Raw genomic sequence first — 17348 nt, 5'->3', positions numbered from 1 at the left:
GGATTAATTACAAATCTTTGGACAAAATCCACATAAATCGAACAAAAATAAAGAACCTTAGGTCTAACTCTTTAAATTAAGGTCAAAGTCAGCATGTATGAGTAACAATCTAAAAATCGTTAACTTATTCTCTTTAAAACCTTTGGTCGGTAGCTGACAAGCCACAGGTTATTCAACTATAGTGACCAAATCATTCAGGGATGTCGGGGCTATTACGGCTGTATACATGAATAAATCACTTATCGTTTTAACTTGTGTCTTCGCCTTATTACAAGGCTGTCAAAGCACCCCAACGAAACAGACACAAGAAGTTACCTCCGAGCCAGTTAATTACGTAGATGGCGAGTTCAACCAAGAATCTCTTTACGATTTATTACTTGCCGAGATTGCAGGGCAGCGCAGGCTCTTCCCTGTAGCCCTGGAGAACTACCTCAAACAAGCTGAGAAAAGTCAGGACTCTGGCGTTGCAGAACGCGCCACACGAATTGCTCAATACCTAAGAAACCCTGACAAAGTCATTCAGGCGTCCCGACTTTGGCGCGAAATTGCTCCGTCTAATCCAGAGCCTTATCAAATAGAAGCGAATATGCTTCTACATAAAGGCAAATACACCGAGGCACTGCCTTTGGTTGAGAAGGCCTTAGAGTTCGATCCATTACGCACCTTGGCTTTGATTCGTGGGCAAGTAGAACGTATTGATCCCCAAGTCTTATCCGGCTACATCACGATGCTAAATAAACATCGTCAATCAGCCGATCCTCGCTCCGATCTCGAACTGACTCTAGCATTGCTGCATCGAGCTAATAACAACGAACAGGCGTCACTCACCTCTTTTAATCGCGCCCTTACGATAGACCCCGAGAATCCAGAAGCGTTGATACAAAAAGCTGAACTGCTGCGTTCTCAAAACAAAGTTTACGATGCACTTAAGCTTATCCGCTCTGCTTTTGAACAACAGCCGAATAACCGTCAGCTGCATATTCTTTACACACAGCTGTTATTCCAAAATAAGCAATCTAAACAAGCGGTCTCTCAAGCAAAAGAACTGCTAAAAAACAATTTAAAAGATCATCAGTTAACCTACTACTTAGCCCTGTTGATGCTCGAGAATGAAGCACCTAAGGACGCTAAAGCAGCCTTTTTGCGATTACTTGAACTAAAACCTGAGGACACGTCACCGCATTTTTATTTGGGCCACATCGCTCAGTCGGAAGAGAAGCGTGATCAAGCGATTGAAAATTACAGCTCTGTAAAAAATGGCTCTAACGTTCTGCAATCCCTATCTCGAGTCAGCTCGCTTCTTAAAGATCTAGAAGACAAACCTCGCCTACAGCAGATTTTATCTGATGCCAGAGCTAGCATGCCTAATCAGGCCGCATCAATTTACACATTAGAAGCAGAATGGCTAAACCTCCATAATCTAAAAGAGGAAGCCCTAGCTGTATTAGAAGATGCGCTAGCACTCTTTGTTGATAACACTGCACTGCTATACACCCGGGCCATGATGGTGGAATCCACTGATTTCCCACAAGCGGAAAAAGATCTACGCCGAGTATTAGAATTAGAACCCGGCAATGCTACAGTGCAGAATGCATTGGGCTACACCTTACTTCTACATACTGAGCGTTATGAAGAAGCTTACAAATTGATTCAAGCCGCATTAACTACAGAACCTGAAGATCCTGCCATTTTAGATTCAATGGGTTGGGCTTTGTTTAAATTGGGTAGAAATCATGAAGCCGTAACTTATTTAGAAAAGGCTCATGCTTTATATTCCGATCCTGAAGTCTCTAGTCACCTCATTCAGGTATATTGGGCAATAGATCAAAAAGAGAAAGCTCGTTCACTGCTCCAAAGAAGCCAAAAAGACAATCCTGGTGACCCTTTCCTAGAAGAAGCAGCACAGCTAATTAACGCAGAGTAATTAAACAAGATGTTAAAAAAGTACCTTGGGGCGTTGCTGTGCCTATTATTAGCGGGCTGTAGCTTACAAAAAACGCAGATACCATCAACCAGCGATATTTCTTGGGAAACTCGTCAAAGTCTACTTAAAGATATCTCTGATTGGGAAGCTAGCGGCAAGATAGGCATTCGCACACCCGAGGACAGCCAATCAGCCAGTTTAAAATGGCTACAAGAAGGCTCTGATTATCAGATAGATATCCGCGGGCCTTGGGGACAAGGCGGCGCATCTATTGCTGGAAACCCACAAGAAGTTACCGTTGATATCGCCGGCGAAGGAACGTTTACCGGCACCAATCCGGAAGAAATCCTCCATCAACAGTGGGGCTGGGCTCTGCCTGTCAGTGATATTTTTTGGTGGATCAGAGGGCTACCTTCGCCTCACTCACATTACGACCAAACAATCGTCGATGAAAGACTTGCACAATTAACCCAACAAGATTGGAAAATTGAGTATCTTCGCTATAACCAACAAACACCTGCGTTGCCTACTAAGATGCGTTTGCAGTACCGTGATTTGAAAGTCACCATTGTGATTAAAACGTGGATAAAACTATAGCGGCAGAAAAATCTCTCAACTTTAAACGCGATCTCATTTTTCCATCGCTAAAAGCCAACTTTTACGCTCTCAATCTTAGTAGCGCCTCCCCCTGCTTTAGTTTGACTTTTAACCACGAGTCTTGGATAATCTGCGCCTCTTTCAACGGGAGGCCGGTCCTCCAAGAGGAATAATGTTGGGGTATCGCCAAGCGGTAAGGCACTGGATTCTGATTCCAGTATGCGGAGGTTCGAATCCTCCTACCCCAGCCAAATGCCTATGAACGGTTCCCGATCTACAGATTCCGAACAAATTACAATCGAAAAGGTGCACGCCGTGTCCAAGATGATGGTCTTCACCGGCAACGCTAACCCTGATCTGGCGAGAAAAGTAGTTGATCGCTTAGATATTCCTATGGGTAAAGCGAATGTTGGTCGTTTTAGTGATGGCGAAGTAAGCGTTGAGATTCAGGAAAACGTACGTGGTAAAGACGTATTTATTATCCAGTCTACTTGCGCGCCAACTAACGACAACTTGATGGAGCTTATTGTACTAGCCGACGCTCTTCGTCGCGCTTCTGCTTCACGTATCACAGCTGTTGTACCTTACTTCGGCTATGCACGTCAGGATCGACGTCCACGCTCTGCTCGTGTACCTATCACTGCAAAAGTAGTTGCAGATATGATGGATGCTATCGGCATTGACCGCGTACTGACAGTTGACCTACACGCTGACCAGATTCAGGGCTTCTTCTCTGTACCTGTAGATAACGTTTACGGCTCACCTGTTCTACTCGACGACATCGTTGATCAGGAATACGACAACATTCTAGTTGTTTCTCCGGACGTTGGTGGTGTAGTTCGTGCCCGCGCAGTAGCTAAGCAACTTGATTGCGACCTAGCAATCATCGACAAGCGTCGTGAGCGTGCAAACGAATCTCAAGTTATGAATATCATTGGTGATGTTGAAGGCCGTACTTGCGTATTGGTTGATGACATGTGTGATACTGCCGGCACGCTTTGTAAAGCGGCTAAGGCACTTAAAGATAACGGTGCAGCACGCGTTGTAGCTTACGCGACTCACGCCGTACTTTCAGGCCCAGCAGTAAGCAACATCACTAATTCTGATCTAGATGAATTTGTTGTAACAGATACGATTCCACTGTCTGAATCCGCATCTAAATGCGACAAAATTCGTCAGCTAACACTTGCTCCGCTTCTAGCTGAAGCAGTGCGCCGTGTTTGCAATGAAGAATCCATCAGCGCGATGTTCCGTTAAGGGCAACTCGCTGGTAAAGCAACTTACTCAATAACGAGTAAGTTTTTCCACCCTCGGGTGATTGCTGCAAAGCCTGGTCGCAAGGTTTTGCAGCTTATTTATTTAAAGGTATTAAAAATGTCTAACTTTGTAGTTAATGCAGTAGCACGTGCTGACGAAGGGAAAGGTGCGAGCCGCCGCCTACGTCGCGAAGGTCTAGTTCCTGGTATCGTTTTCGGTGGTGACAAGCGTAAGAAGCCTGCTTCTATCTCTGTTCCTAACAACGAACTAGTTAAAATGATCGAAGACGACGCGTTCTTCTCTTCTATCCTAACTCTGTCTTTGGACGGTAAAGAAGAGCAAGTGATCATCAAAGATCTACAGCGTCATCCTGCTAAGCCAGTTGTACTGCACGCTGACTTCCAGCGCATTACTAAATCCAACAAGATCAAGATCACTGTTCCTGTTGTATTCTCTGGTTTCGATAAGTCTCCTGCTTCTAAAGCAGCTTGCAAGTTCGCTGCAGAAAAGAACACTGTTGAAGTTCTTTGCCTACCAGCTAACCTGCCAGAAAGCCTAACTGTTGATCTAGCTGCTTGTGATTCTGACCAGGTTCTTCACCTGTCTGATATCACTCTTCCTGAAGGCGTTGAGATTGTTTCTCTACGTCGTGGCGGCGACCACGATCAGGGTATCGGTTACGTATACGCGCCTCGCGGCAGCAAGTAATCGGTATAAGCAACCAGCATGAAAGACAAGATCCAGCTCATCGTTGGCCTGGGTAATCCAGGCGATAAGTATGCGCAAACCCGTCACAATGCTGGTGCTGAGTTTGTCGAGCAGCTTGCTGCTCGACATCTCGCCCCCCTCAAGCCCGAAAAGAAGTACCACGGGCTCTACTCTAAAGTTCAGATTGGCAACCAAGTTATTCATCTTTTGGTTCCCACCACGTTTATGAATCTGAGCGGCCAGGCTGTTTCAGCGCTGGCAAGTTTCTACAAAATTCCACCCGAAGCGATTTTAGTCGCTCATGATGAACTCGATATTCCGCCAGGTATTGCAAAATTTAAGCAAGGTGGCGGTCATGGTGGTCATAATGGTTTGCGCGACATCATCAGCAAACTAGGTAACAACAAAAATTTCTACCGTTTACGTCTTGGCATTGGCCACCCAGGCCACAGCAGCCAAGTAAGCGGTTTTGTTCTGAAAAAAGCTCCAGCTAAAGAACGTGATGCCACAATGGCAGCTATCGATGAAGCTGAACGTTATTTGGAGCTTGCTATTGCCGGTGACTGGAACAAAGCGATGAACCAGTTACACAGTTTTTCAGCCAGCTAGATTACTCACAGGATTCAATCATGGGTTTTAAATGCGGTATTGTAGGCCTACCTAACGTAGGTAAATCGACTCTTTTCAATGCGCTAACAAAAAACGGCATTGCGGCAGAGAACTTTCCATTCTGCACCATTGAGCCGAATGCAGGCACAGTATCTATGCCTGACCCGCGTTTAGACAAGCTTACAGCGATTGTTAATCCCGAGCGCACAATTCCAACAGCGATGGAATTTGTAGATATTGCGGGTCTTGTTGCTGGTGCCTCCAAAGGTGAAGGCCTTGGCAATAAATTCTTGGCTAACATCCGCGAAACAGACGCTATTGCGCATGTAGTACGTTGCTTCGAAGATGAAAACGTAATCCACGTTGCCAACAAGATTAATCCGCTATCTGATATCGAAACTATCAACCTTGAGCTAGCACTTGCTGATTTAGAATCCTGTGAAAAACAGCTTCAGCGTATTCAAAAGCTAGCAAAAGGTGGTGATAAAGAAGCCGTTGCTCAAAAAGCGATGCTAGAGAGAGTTATCCCTCATCTAGAAGAAGGTAAGCCAGTTCGTGGTTTAGGTCTTGATGAAGATGAGATGAAAATCGTCAAAGGCTTCCACCTTCTTACCGTGAAACCAACAATGTACATTGCAAACGTTGATGAAGATGGTTTTGAAGATAACGCACACCTAGATACAGTTAAAGAGCTAGCAGCATCGGAAAATGCCGGTGTAGTAGTGGTTTGCAACAAGTTGGAAGCTGAGATCTCTGAGCTAGATGATGAAGAGCGCGATGAGTTCCTAGCTGACTTAGGCATGGAAGAGCCTGGCTTAGATCGCGTTATTCGCGCTGGTTACGAATTGTTAGGCCTACAAACCTACTTTACTGCTGGCGTGCAGGAAGTTCGCGCATGGACAGTTAAAGTCGGCGCAACAGCTCCACAAGCAGCTGGTGTTATCCACACCGACTTCGAGAAAGGCTTTATCCGTGCTGAAGTTGTAAGCTACGACGATTTTGTTGAGCACGACGGCGAAAATGGCGCGAAAGACGCTGGTCGCTGGAGACTTGAAGGTAAAGATTACATCGTTCAAGACGGCGATGTCGTACATTTCCGCTTCAACGTTTAAGCAGACAACTGTACAAAAAAAAACCGGCTTTAGTAGCCGGTTTTTTTTATTCAAAAATTCCTGAAATTTCATGCAGTAATCTATTGACACCCCCGCCCGAAAGTAGAATAATGCGCGCCTCTGAGACGTGGCAATATAGCTCAGTTGGTTAGAGCATCGCATTCATAATGCGAGGGTCGCAGGTTCGAGTCCCGCTATTGCCACCATGTTTCAGTCTATGCTGGGGTATCGCCAAGCGGTAAGGCAACGGGTTTTGATCTCGTCATGCGGAGGTTCGAATCCTCCTACCCCAGCCACTATTGAGCTTAACTCTCCGAGTTAATCTGAGTGGCAATATAGCTCAGTTGGTTAGAGCATCGCATTCATAATGCGAGGGTCGCAGGTTCGAGTCCCGCTATTGCCACCATGCTCTAAAAAGAAAGTGTGCTCAAATCTTAGTTGGGGTATCGCCAAGCGGTAAGGCAACGGGTTTTGATCTCGTCATGCGGAGGTTCGAATCCTCCTACCCCAGCCACTTTCTTCTGCCTTTTAGTACCAGTTTAACTTTATGAAAGGTCAATTCTGACCTAGACACATCCAATTCGATACAATACTAGAACGCTCAATCCTTCGTTAGTTAAAAACTACAATCAGTAATCTCTCGTCAGCTATTTAAATTTTTTCACGTCTTCATTCTGCTGATTTTTATCTTCTATAATTAATACTCTGCATCTGTTTAACACTTCAGTGATATCAAACAAAAACTAATGCAATTTTTAAGTTATACATTCAATTGAATTAATATATTCTCTGTCTATAAGGATTTAGCGAGCAGGAGATCATTCAGGCATGTCTGAAGTTATTGATATTGACGGAAACGCCCTTTTAGAAAAATACGGCACTGGGCAGCAGACTCGTAAACAACGCCTGAGAAAAAATGTTCAGCTTCTATTTCTTGGCCTGAGCGCCGAAGAAACCGCTCCCCTGATTACACTTCTTAGAACTTCACGCATATCTCCTCGCGGCAAACAGGTTAATACCGAGCAAGAGTTTCTAGACGCGCTAGGTGAACGCTCATGGGATCTTATTCTTTGCACTATCGATCGAGGCGACTTCACTTCAAAGCTCGCTATAAGCCACCTCAAACGCTTAGACAAAGATATCCCTGTAATACAGATCATCCCTAGCTCGGATAGCCAGTTATTGTTACAAGGGCTTAAAAGCCATATCCAAGCAGTCGTTCCCTTAGATGAAAAAGAACTTGTCTTGATTAATGTTCGTCGGGAACTAGATCAGCTCGATTACCGTAGGCGCTTACGTAAAGCCGAAGCAGCCTTAGCTGAAGCGGAAAAACGCTCACAGCAGTTAATGGATAGTTCACGCAACCCAATCGTATGTTGTGACCACCAAAAGATAATCTACTGCAATGACAGTTTTCTTGAACAGTTCGGTTTAGATTCGAAGAAAAAGGCCATTTACAAACCATTGGTCGATTTCTTTGCGTTTGATGATCGCCCCGAATTTATAGAGCAACTAAATTCCCTTGAAGAAGGAAACAGCGGTGACCTGATATTACAACTATCAGCTCAGCGCAGTGATCATTCAGAATTCACCGCTAATATGGAACTTTCGCGCTCGGACTATAATGGTTCTATAGTTACTCGCGTATTGTTCCATGTTGATGAGAACAGCCATCACAATCTTCTCAGTGAAGATCTCGATTTCGTATCCGGTTTGTTCAATAAAGATTATCTACACAAACAACTAGAACAGGTTACACAAAAAGCATTGCGTGGCGGTAACGATAGATGTTTGATGTATATAGAGTTGGACCAACTGGATCAGATTAAAAGCAAGTTTAGTCATGAAGGTAGTGACCAGCTTATTCGAGATATCTCCGCTTTTCTGGCTAAAACAGTAAACAAAGCGCACTTGCTCACCCATCCGGCTGAAAATGCTTTCGCTATCGTCTTTAATGACCCGAGCATACAAACAGCCGAGACCTTTGCTGAGAAGCTACGAGAAAAAATTGCCAATGTTCGCTCTAGCATCGCCGGTGTAGATGTACAATCAACCTGCTCTATTGGTTTAGTTGCCATTACCGATAGCACACCTCCGCCAATTGAACTACTCAATCGAGCTAAGGCTGCTATTTGCACTTTACGCGAAGAAACCCCTCAGGGTAATGGCGTGAGCATTCATATCCCAGAGGCAGCATTATCTGAGCAGGCAGAAGATGAGTTTGATCAGCTAAGGAAAGCCGTTGATAACAATCAGTTCAAACTGTTATTCCAGCCAATAGTAAATCTAACCGCTGATGATCAAACCCACCATCACTATGAGGCGTTATTACGCTTAGTGAATGATGAAAAGGATGAACTATCTCCTAACGATTTCATGAGTGCTATAAGCGATTCAGAAACTGCGGTTAAAGTTGATCGATGGGTTATTGAAAATTGCTTGAAACAGCTTAAGAAAACGCTAAACCAAGAACATAAGAACGTTATCTTCATTAACATCTCAGCTCATGCCCTGGGCGACCAAAAGTTATTAACTTGGCTTTCTGGGGTTCTACGTAAAAATAATATCCCAGCAGAAAGGCTTGTCTTCCAGATCAGTGAATCTGATATATCCATTGCACCTAAACAGGCTCAAGGCTTCGTAGAGAAACTAACTCGCATCCACAGTCGTGTTTGCATAAAGCACTTTGGTAGCGTGCCTAATTCACAAAATGTGCTATCGACTGTCCATTCTGACTTTATAAAACTCGATGGTGCCTTTATCCCTGAATTAGGCTCAGACCCAGAGCAAGATGAAGAGTTCTTTAGCATGGTGCAACAGCTAAGCAGTCTAGACAAGATATCTATTGCGCCGCTTGTAGAGAATACCAAGACAATGGCGAACCTGTGGAAAGCAGGGATCGACTATGTGCAGGGCTACTATCTTCAGCCTCCAAGGGAAAAAATGGATTACGACTTCTTTGCCGAATAATAAAAAAGCCGCTAAACAGCGGCTTTTTTATTTTTGCTATTTCACTGTATCTCGATCTCTAAAACCGATCAGATACAAGATTCCGTCAAGACCTAATGTAGAAATAGCCTGTTTCGCACTTTCACGAACCAATGGTTTAGCTCGGAATGCGATACCTAATCCAGCAATCGAAAGCATTGGTAGATCATTAGCACCATCACCAACTGCAATTGTCTGTTCTAAACTCACACCTTCTTTTTCGGCAATTTCGCGTAACAGTTCTGCTTTACGCTCACCATTAACCACTGTGCCTCTAACTTCACCTGTCACTTTGCCATCAGCATCGATATCAAGCTCGTTGGCATAGACATAGTCAAAGCCAAGCTTCTTTTGCAGATGGGAAGCAAAGTAATTAAAGCCGCCCGATAAGATAGCTGTTTTAAAGCCAAGCGCTTTCAAGTTAGACACCAACTCTTCCGCGCCTTCGGTCATCGGTAGGCGTTCAGCAATTTGATCCAACACCGACACATCCAAGCCTTTCAGCAGAGCCATTCGACGCTTAAAGCTTTCGTTAAAATCGATCTCACCACGCATAGCCGCTTCAGTGATCTCTGACACCTGATCGCCCACACCTGCTTCTTTAGCTAGCTCATCAATAACTTCTGCCTCAATCAGCGTAGAGTCCATATCAAATACTACTAAACGGCGATTACGGCGATAGATATTATCTTCTTGGAAAGCGATATCTACATCTAGATCGCTCGCTGTATTTAAAAACTCAGCTTTCAGTTTCTCAGCATCAGCAGGCGCACCACGCACAGAAAACTCCACACATGCTTTGGTCTGGTCAGAGGTTTCATCCAAACTTATACGGCCTGAGAGACGGTTGATGTTATCGATGTTAAGCCCATGGCTCGCTGCGATTTCGGTCACGCGCGCGATATGTTTAGAGCTCAATTTACGAGACAGTAGCGTAATGATATGACGAGATTTACCTTGCCCTTCAACCCAATGTTCATAGTTCTCTTCTTCCACAGGCTGGAAGCGGATATTCATGTTCAGCTCGTGCGCTTTAAAAAGAATATCTCTTAGCAGTGGCGAAGACTCGGCCGATTTAGGCACTTCAATCAAGATACCTAAAGACAAGGTATCGTGGATCACCGCCTGACCAATATCCAAAATATTGATCTCGAATTCCGCCAAAATATTTGTGATCGCTGAAGTCACTCCCGGCTTATCTTCACCGGAAATATTGAGCAAAATAATCTCTTTCATCGAAAGGGTTCCAAAGGAATCTTTAATTGCTGGCGATTATAACAAAGCCAGATTACAGGGCCTATTCATTATCACTCAGAAGCAGGCTGGACTGGGCTAAACTCAACCCTACATTTCAAACCGGCAGGCAGTAATTGATCTTTATTCGGGATTTCCACACTAATAGCAAACGTACTACTTGCAGCATCAATAAGAGGGTCCACTCGATTCACTTTACCTTCATAAGCCTGTTCTGGGCTCCCTTCAGCATACAACGTGATAGGCATGTCTTTTTTGATCTGACCATAATATTGCGAACGCATAATCACTTCTGCGTGAAGAGGATCAAGCGAGACAATTTTTAAGAACGGCTGATCATCAACAAGTTCACCTGGTTCGAGTAACCGTTCAACCACAACACCATTGATTGGGCTCTTCGTTTGGCGCAAAGCTAATCGTACATAAGATTCACTAGCTGTAAGCTCAGCTAAACGTTGCTCTGTAAGCATCTCATCTCGCTCATGATCAGACAGTAGGCCTTTTTTGTACAAGACCTCATTACGTTTAACTTTACGCTTAGCAAAATCTACGCGTGCTCGTGCTGTCGCTAAAGCAGCTCGCTCTAGGCGAGAGTTAAGCTTCATAACAACTTGATCTTTTTTGACTTTATCGCCACGACCTAAACTTAATTCACTAATAACGCCTGATACTTCACTACTCAGTTCAATTTCTTTACTCGGCTCTAACAAACAGCTTAATTGGCCATCGCTTAATTGATTATGTTCAACCGCACTTACCAACGGCGAAACACCGAGAAATAGAACCAATAGTGGAGAAATGTATTTCATATCAAAACACCTAAACTTTGCTGCTAGTAAAAGACAATATTTCGCGCTGACGTTCGTCTTGCTTTAACAAATCCGCACGCATACGTGCATGATCTGCCTCGAGTTGCTTTTGGGCCCTACGCATTAATTTCAACAGCAGCCAGTTTTTAAACCCTTTTGGAAGCGGCCATTTAAAGACGCGCTTTAAATAATTAGAGAACTGCTCAGACAATATCGAGTCATCCAAAGACAAGATAACTTCAAAGCTCCCCTGATCGCCCTGACGCGCACAGCGACCTTCTAACTGCCGGTCGATTCGTGACGCTTCATGTAACTCGGTTAAAATCACATGTAGCCCACCCGCTGACTCGACTTCATCATTTAGCTTTATATCGGTACCGCGCCCAGCCATATTGGTCGCAATAGTAACACAACCTGGATCACCCGCATTCGCAACTATTTCGGCTTCTAACTGATCTTGTTTAGCATTTAATAACTGATGCTGCACATCCATCGCCTGCAGACTTTGGCTTAGTAATTCCGAAGCAGCGACGGAGTGTGTCCCAACCAATGAGGGGCGCTGTGCTTTGTGTAGAACTTTGATCTGTTCGGCAACCTTGTGCCACTTATCACTCTCGTCTATGTAGACATTTGCCCCGAGTTTCTTTCTACGGCTTGGTTTATTGGTTGGGATAAACACCACAGGCAAGCCATAAACTTGCCATAACTCTGAGGCCACCTCTTTTGCAGTACCAGTCATACCACCGAGGTGATGATAAAAACGGAAGAAGTTCTGAAAACTGATACGCGCTAGTGTCTCTCGAGGATTACTGAGTTCACAGTCCTCTTTAATTTCGATCAGTTGGTGCAACCCTCGCTCCCAACTTCGATCTTCCATTACTCGGCCAGTATGCTCATCAACAATAAGAATTTTGCCGTCTTTAACGAGATAATGTTTATCACGAATAAACAGATGCAGTGCCGTTAGTGCCTGAAAAACTAATTCAAGACAACGTACTCGCCCTACCCAAAAAGGCCCCAGCCCATCGGTTAATTGCAGCACATGCATTTCACCATCATCAGTAAAAGCAACGCGACGCTCTCTGAGGTTGACCTCGTAATGCTTATCTAGCTCTAGTTCAGAAGCGATTGCCATCGCTTGCTGATAGACCTCTTGCTGCTCCTCTTGCTCAATCTCAGGGCCTGAAATAATCAGCGGCGTTCTAGCTTCATCTAATAAAACACTGTCTGCCTCATCGACAATAGCGAAATGCAGCCCACGAAGCATCAAACTATCTAGCATCTGTTGATTACCCTTTAAACGCTCGGCATGCAAATTCAGCTTATGCTGCTTGCCCTCTAGCACAATGCTGTCTTTTAGATAATCGAACACCAACTCTTTATTGGTACAGTAAACAACATCTTTAGCATAGATATCACGCCTCTCCATGGGACAAAGACCATGGACAATAACACCAACATCAAGACCCAGTCGGGTATAGATTGGCGTCATCTCCTCAGCATCACGAGCAGTAAGATAATCGTTCACTGTCACAACATGGACAGGCACTCCAGCAAAAGCCGCTGTCGCAGCAGAAAGTGTGGCGGTTAGAGTCTTACCCTCCCCCGTTTGCATCTCTGCAATATTGCCGTGAAACATCGCTAAGCCACCAAGTAACTGGCTATCAAAATGTTTCATACCAAGGGTTCTACCCGCAACCTCACGCACCAAAGCAAAGCTTTTAACCATTAGTGCAGACGTGATGCCCTGTTTAAACAAAGCCTGTCTAATCTCAGTGATATGATTATCTAATTGCTCATCGGATAGACCTTCAAGTTTTCGAGCTTCGTTATGGATGGACGGCAAAAAACGCTTATAAGCCTTAAGGGACGCTCGGAACGGACGATTTAGATAAGCAGATAGGCTATGTGACAAGCGCTCCATCCGATCCTGTTTGTGGATAAAAAGCTGAGGACGCTCTAATACAGTTTGCGGCAGTCGCTGAGGCCGTTTATACATCAAACTGCCTCAAGAACACACGCCTTACCGCACGATACCAACGATAGATCAGAGGCTCAGGATCATGTTCTATCAGTACATAGACGCGCTCATCATAACGATTCTTTGGCGCATCAATGACAGATAAGTCGATCCGAAAATGGCTACGGAAACTCTTCAAACCATCTTCACTTTTCGGGTCAGGTGCAATTCGTCCACCACCATCAGTACTTAACACCTTACTCGGCAGTTGCTGAGTTGTAGCAGGCAATGCTCGAACAATTTCACCTTTATAGGTTTCATTTGGATTAGAGGCGAATCGCAACTCAACTGAACGGTTCTGGGTACGCACCTGATCTATCTCATCCTCAGAAACCATCGCAACTAAGGAGAGCTGGTTATAATCCACGACATATCCAATCAACTCACCACGATGGACATAGCGTCCCAGAATTCGATGAGCATCAGGGACAACAAATTCGCCAGTAGCAGAGCTATAGAGATTCACACCTTTAAGGCGTTCTAGCGCCCTTTGATATTCACGTTGAATAAACCGCAATTCTTCTCGTAAAATTTCACTGGCCGCGCGGTCTCTTAGGCTAGCTTCGAGTCTAATTTCAGCTTCAGCTATCTGGGCCTTAAGCACGTCTACTTTAGCTTCGAGATCAGGGGCTGAGAATTTAAGTAACAACTGCCCTTCGACCACAGTCTTACCTGAAGGCACGTCTAAAGATTCAACAAAACCTGAAACTTGCGAGCGCACATAAGCATCCTGCGGTACCCATAAAACACCTTCGGTCTGCGTTTTATATGGCGCAGGTAAAAAGCCTATCAACGCGACCACCGATACAATGATCAGCGCAGAAATGGTAAGCACTCGTCCCTTCTTACTTCTTAGTTCAGGATCCGTTGCAGGTTTGATAATTGTCTTAAGTACTGGCATAAGGAGGGTTGCCCAAATTGACCAAAACGCGAGAAGGCTACCAATCACAAAGTATTGCGTTGCGACAAACAAGGCAATCGCAACCATAACAAACAATCGGTAAATATATGCAGCAGAAGCATAGCAAGCTAGCCAAGTCCCTTCACTGGTTGAGTTAGCAGGCGCAGTGAGTTTCTTGACGCCATAAAGGTACTTTTTGGTTAGATAAGCTACCTGACTGTTACCTCTAGACGCTAAATTAGGTATTTCCAAAAAATCAGCAAGAACGTAGTAAGCATCAAATCGAAGTAGTGGATTGCCGTTAAACAGCAAAGTAGAAAATCCACCGATTAGCATGGTATTAAACGCGACCGCTCGAACGATACCTGGTTCAGCCAAAACCCACACCATCATCGCAATCGCGGCAACCATCAACTCGACCATAATGCCGATCGCGCCCACCAGCATGCGCTGATATTTATTCCTAAATGCAGTTGCCGCACTGGCATCCACATAAGGTACGGGGAACAGCACCAGTAACATCACCCCCACCTCATGCACTTCGCCCCCCCAACGCTTCACAGCGTAGGCGTGGCCAAGCTCATGAATCACTTTAACAAAGGGATACACTAGAGCAATCAACAAAAGGTTTTCGACGGCTAAGACTCGGTCACTAATATTCTCAGTTAGCGCCCCCCAATGGACTATCGAAAGCGTTAAACCAAACAGCACGATCGCTGCCCAAAGAAATAAACCAAACCAAGAATAAAACGGCCGAACCAACCACATGGTTGAAGACAAGAATCCCTCTGGGTCCATCATGGGAATACGGACACTCAATGGGGATTTGAGCTGCTGGATAATCTTCTTCTGTGCTTGTTCTCGTCTGCGAACTTGCAGCTCTTCAATATCGGGCAGAATATCGGATTGAATAACATTCGCACGGTTGAGCTGCGCCACCAACTGAATGACTTCATCCTGAGTTGGCATACCATCGCCTAAGCGCTTACAGGCCACATCCCAGATCTGTTGCAACGTTCTGCGGCCATCCATCAGGCCGATGATCTGGTAAGCTTCAGGGGAAAAACGTTGAAATTGACCGGTAACATGGTCTTGTAGCACATACCACGTTTTACCTCTGTATTGATGCCGATGAATATCCGCATGCTTCCTCATGCGGATCTTAAGTTCAGCTACGCGGTACCATGAAGCACTAAACAGAGAAACAGACACAATGCCTCCCGCTAGCCCCACCAAGACCAGACTTTAAGACGCATCCATTCCTGCATCTCTCTAGTCCAAATTGACAATAGGTTACGCTCATCAATGTAGATTTTGCCCACACCTTCCATACCTGGCTGCAACTGCAGAGATTCACCTTGTAACGATGCTTCTACTACAAAGTACGTCGCTCCATCTTTGGCTTCAGTTAGGGGCGTAATCTTCGTCACTACAAATTCGAATGGCGTTTCAGGCAAAGCTGATAAATGCAATATGCCATCTTGACCAATAAGGACATCAGCAATACGACTCTCTTTTACCAAAAGATTAATACGATAAAAATGCAGTGGCGACACTTCAAAGAGCACTTCACCTTTCTGAACTGCCCCACCTAGTCTCTGGCTAAGGTCACCACTGACAATCAAACCATCAAATGGTGATAGAAGCTTAGCGCGCTCCAATTGGCTATTTACCAGATCTAACTGGGCTTTAATCTGTGTTTGCTGCGCGTTAATAATATTGAGCTTAGCGCGATCATGGAACGCTAAAGCTTCTTGATACTGTCGATTAAGCTTGGCCTCTTCACTTAGCCATTTAAGGCGCTCAAGATGTAAGTCTCGATCATCCAGTTGCACTAACATCTGGTCTTTCTTAACCACATCTCCTGCTCGATGAACGGCTGAGTGGATATAACCATCATAAGGCGCAGCGATCACCCGCTGAATATAGCTATCTAACTTAGCATCTGCTGACAAGCGGTAACTACCTTGAGCAACAGAGAAAAAGATGATCAAAATAGCACTTAGAATAAAGAGTAATTTACGGCCTAAGTAACCTGGACCAAAAAGCCTGGAAAATTGAGTTTTTCCAGAATCCCAAACTTTCAGTAACAGCGCTCTATCATTCAGGCGCTTGTCCTCTAAAGCCGGAATCACCAACGCAGCAATACTCTCGCACAGAGCCACGTCCTGCTCGGTAAATGGAATATCGGGGTTTCTTTCAAAGGTCAGCGCGCCAACAATATTGTTAGCCACATATAGAGGTACACTGAGTACAACCGCATCCCCCTGCTGCTGCGAAAGTTTTGAATGGGCAATCACAACCGAACTGCTTTCTAAATCAGGGTTTGGATAGACCACGGACTGCTGCTGGTCTATCGCCTCATCCATCACCTCTTCAATACAGCGAATTAGGTTCATCCGCTTACCAAATTGAGTACTATGGGATAGATGTAAAACCTTGGAGTGGCCTTTTTGATAGTTACCTAGAGACACACGATCACAATTGAGCATTACTGCTAGCTCAGTTACCAAGCGCATTGCTGAACTAGCGTAATCAGGTTCGGACTGAACACTGGCTAAGAAATCAATACTTCTTTCTAAACTAGCATCTTTGGCAGAGCGCTGTTGCTTTTCCAACCGTAGTTTTAAAACTTCTAAAGCCGAACCTCCAAGCTCCAAAAGCTGCATCGCACGTTTTAGTTGTTGCTCTGATGATACGGCGACAGCAACGGTCGCCACTGCAATCAGCTCATCATCCAAAAAAATTGGATAGCCAATCGCAAAAACTTCATGCCCAGGAACGCTAGCAGGTAAAGCGGTTACGAGTGCTGAACGATTAGTAATAATCTCTTCTGCTAATCCATGCAGATCCGTTAGTACTCCTGAATCCTGTGGCCAGAGAGCCATAGGGTGGTAGGTATTATCACCTTCATCTAATGGCGCTAGAACTAAAGCAGATTGTGCCCCATCAATTAAGGAACACTGAGAATCCAACCAATCCTGATAAAAACTGTCGGATTGTTGCGAATAGGCATCCAATGTAACGGATGTACTTTGCGACGTTTCTAGCGAACTAGAAGAATCTTGTGGATGTTTTGTGTCTGACTGATTGTCCATGGCTGAGCAGGCCTGTTACTAAAAACGAAAAGGGCTGCATGCAGATAAGCTGCAGCAGCCCCTTATGAAAA

Annotated in this window: 12 protein-coding genes and 5 tRNA genes; 12 read left to right on the top strand and 5 right to left on the bottom strand. The window is 44.8% G+C overall.

What is annotated here, in order from left to right:
• Positions 1–226 precede the first annotated feature (226 nt).
• The 12 genes from ACMXYS_RS02335 to ACMXYS_RS02280 all read left to right on the top strand — a co-directional run bounded on the left by ACMXYS_RS02335 (position 227) and on the right by ACMXYS_RS02280 (position 9177).
• The gene (locus ACMXYS_RS02335) at positions 227–1924 is read left to right on the top strand and encodes a tetratricopeptide repeat protein (protein WP_415897462.1); all 1698 of its coding nucleotides are present in this window, start codon (positions 227–229) and stop codon (positions 1922–1924) included.
• A gap of 9 nt (positions 1925–1933) precedes the next feature.
• Positions 1934–2521: a lipoprotein insertase outer membrane protein LolB gene (gene lolB / locus ACMXYS_RS02330; protein ID WP_415883376.1), complete on the top strand. Its 588-nt coding sequence runs from the start codon at positions 1934–1936 to the stop codon at positions 2519–2521.
• A gap of 176 nt (positions 2522–2697) precedes the next feature.
• Positions 2698–2772 (top strand) — tRNA-Gln (locus ACMXYS_RS02325).
• A 64-nt stretch (positions 2773–2836) separates the two neighbouring features.
• Positions 2837–3778 carry a ribose-phosphate pyrophosphokinase gene (locus tag ACMXYS_RS02320; protein WP_415883375.1) on the top strand — a complete coding sequence of 314 codons (942 nt, stop codon included), beginning with the start codon at positions 2837–2839 and terminating at the stop codon, positions 3776–3778.
• A 117-nt stretch (positions 3779–3895) separates the two neighbouring features.
• Positions 3896–4486, top strand: coding sequence for a 50S ribosomal protein L25/general stress protein Ctc (locus tag ACMXYS_RS02315; RefSeq protein ID WP_415897461.1), 591 nt, complete (start codon positions 3896–3898; stop codon positions 4484–4486).
• 18 nt (positions 4487–4504) lie between these two features.
• A complete protein-coding gene (pth, locus tag ACMXYS_RS02310; RefSeq protein WP_415897460.1) occupies positions 4505–5095 on the top strand; it encodes an aminoacyl-tRNA hydrolase in 591 nt (196 codons plus the stop codon).
• 20 nt (positions 5096–5115) lie between these two features.
• Positions 5116–6207: a redox-regulated ATPase YchF gene (ychF, locus tag ACMXYS_RS02305; RefSeq protein ID WP_415897459.1), complete on the top strand. Its 1092-nt coding sequence runs from the start codon at positions 5116–5118 to the stop codon at positions 6205–6207.
• Positions 6208–6336: 129 nt separating this feature from the next.
• Positions 6337–6413: transfer RNA gene (locus tag ACMXYS_RS02300), tRNA-Met, on the top strand.
• Positions 6414–6428: 15 nt separating this feature from the next.
• Positions 6429–6503: transfer RNA gene (locus ACMXYS_RS02295), tRNA-Gln, on the top strand.
• A gap of 33 nt (positions 6504–6536) precedes the next feature.
• Positions 6537–6613: transfer RNA gene (locus tag ACMXYS_RS02290), tRNA-Met, on the top strand.
• A 33-nt stretch (positions 6614–6646) separates the two neighbouring features.
• Positions 6647–6721, top strand: a tRNA-Gln gene (locus tag ACMXYS_RS02285).
• Positions 6722–7035: 314 nt separating this feature from the next.
• Positions 7036–9177 (top strand): EAL domain-containing protein, encoded by a 2142-nt coding sequence (locus ACMXYS_RS02280; protein ID WP_415897458.1) that lies wholly within the window; start codon positions 7036–7038, stop codon positions 9175–9177.
• Between the two features lie 36 nt (positions 9178–9213).
• Here the strand turns inward: ACMXYS_RS02280 and serB are convergent, their stop codons facing one another.
• From serB to ACMXYS_RS02255, 5 genes are all read right to left on the bottom strand, one after another.
• On the bottom strand, positions 9214–10431 hold the full coding sequence (gene serB / locus ACMXYS_RS02275; protein ID WP_415883370.1) for a phosphoserine phosphatase SerB: 1218 nt from the start codon (positions 10429–10431) through the stop codon (positions 9214–9216).
• A 71-nt stretch (positions 10432–10502) separates the two neighbouring features.
• A complete protein-coding gene (locus ACMXYS_RS02270; RefSeq protein ID WP_415897457.1) occupies positions 10503–11258 on the bottom strand; it encodes an efflux RND transporter periplasmic adaptor subunit in 756 nt (251 codons plus the stop codon).
• 10 nt (positions 11259–11268) lie between these two features.
• Positions 11269–13257: a preprotein translocase subunit SecA gene (locus tag ACMXYS_RS02265; protein ID WP_415883368.1), complete on the bottom strand. Its 1989-nt coding sequence runs from the start codon at positions 13255–13257 to the stop codon at positions 11269–11271.
• The gene (locus ACMXYS_RS02260) at positions 13250–15391 is read right to left on the bottom strand and encodes an efflux RND transporter periplasmic adaptor subunit (protein WP_415883367.1); all 2142 of its coding nucleotides are present in this window, start codon (positions 15389–15391) and stop codon (positions 13250–13252) included. The genes ACMXYS_RS02265 and ACMXYS_RS02260 overlap by 8 nt, the downstream gene beginning before the upstream one ends.
• Before the next feature lie 11 nt (positions 15392–15402).
• Complete coding sequence (locus ACMXYS_RS02255) at positions 15403–17277, bottom strand: HlyD family efflux transporter periplasmic adaptor subunit (protein ID WP_415883366.1); 1875 nt, start codon at positions 17275–17277, stop codon at positions 15403–15405.
• Between the last annotated feature and the right edge of the window lie 71 nt (positions 17278–17348).

It is taken from the genome of Neptuniibacter sp. QD57_21 (assembly GCF_047778075.1).
In the GTDB taxonomy this organism is placed as follows: Bacteria; Pseudomonadota; Gammaproteobacteria; order Pseudomonadales; family Balneatricaceae; genus Neptuniibacter.
Note: the sequence above shows the minus strand (reverse complement) of the source record. Positions and strands in the feature narration are given on the sequence as shown.

Coding starts and splice junctions, on each gene's coding strand:
- pth (WP_415897460.1), top strand. CDS start 4,505: ATGAAAGACAAGATCCAGCTCATCGTTGGCCTGGGTAATCCAGGCGAT.
- ychF (WP_415897459.1), top strand. CDS start 5,116: ATGGGTTTTAAATGCGGTATTGTAGGCCTACCTAACGTAGGTAAATCG.
- ACMXYS_RS02280 (WP_415897458.1), top strand. CDS start 7,036: ATGTCTGAAGTTATTGATATTGACGGAAACGCCCTTTTAGAAAAATAC.
- ACMXYS_RS02255 (WP_415883366.1), bottom strand. CDS start 17,277: ATGGACAATCAGTCAGACACAAAACATCCACAAGATTCTTCTAGTTCG.
- ACMXYS_RS02335 (WP_415897462.1), top strand. CDS start 227: ATGAATAAATCACTTATCGTTTTAACTTGTGTCTTCGCCTTATTACAA.
- lolB (WP_415883376.1), top strand. CDS start 1,934: ATGTTAAAAAAGTACCTTGGGGCGTTGCTGTGCCTATTATTAGCGGGC.
- serB (WP_415883370.1), bottom strand. CDS start 10,431: ATGAAAGAGATTATTTTGCTCAATATTTCCGGTGAAGATAAGCCGGGA.
- ACMXYS_RS02265 (WP_415883368.1), bottom strand. CDS start 13,257: ATGTATAAACGGCCTCAGCGACTGCCGCAAACTGTATTAGAGCGTCCT.
- ACMXYS_RS02270 (WP_415897457.1), bottom strand. CDS start 11,258: ATGAAATACATTTCTCCACTATTGGTTCTATTTCTCGGTGTTTCGCCG.
- ACMXYS_RS02315 (WP_415897461.1), top strand. CDS start 3,896: ATGTCTAACTTTGTAGTTAATGCAGTAGCACGTGCTGACGAAGGGAAA.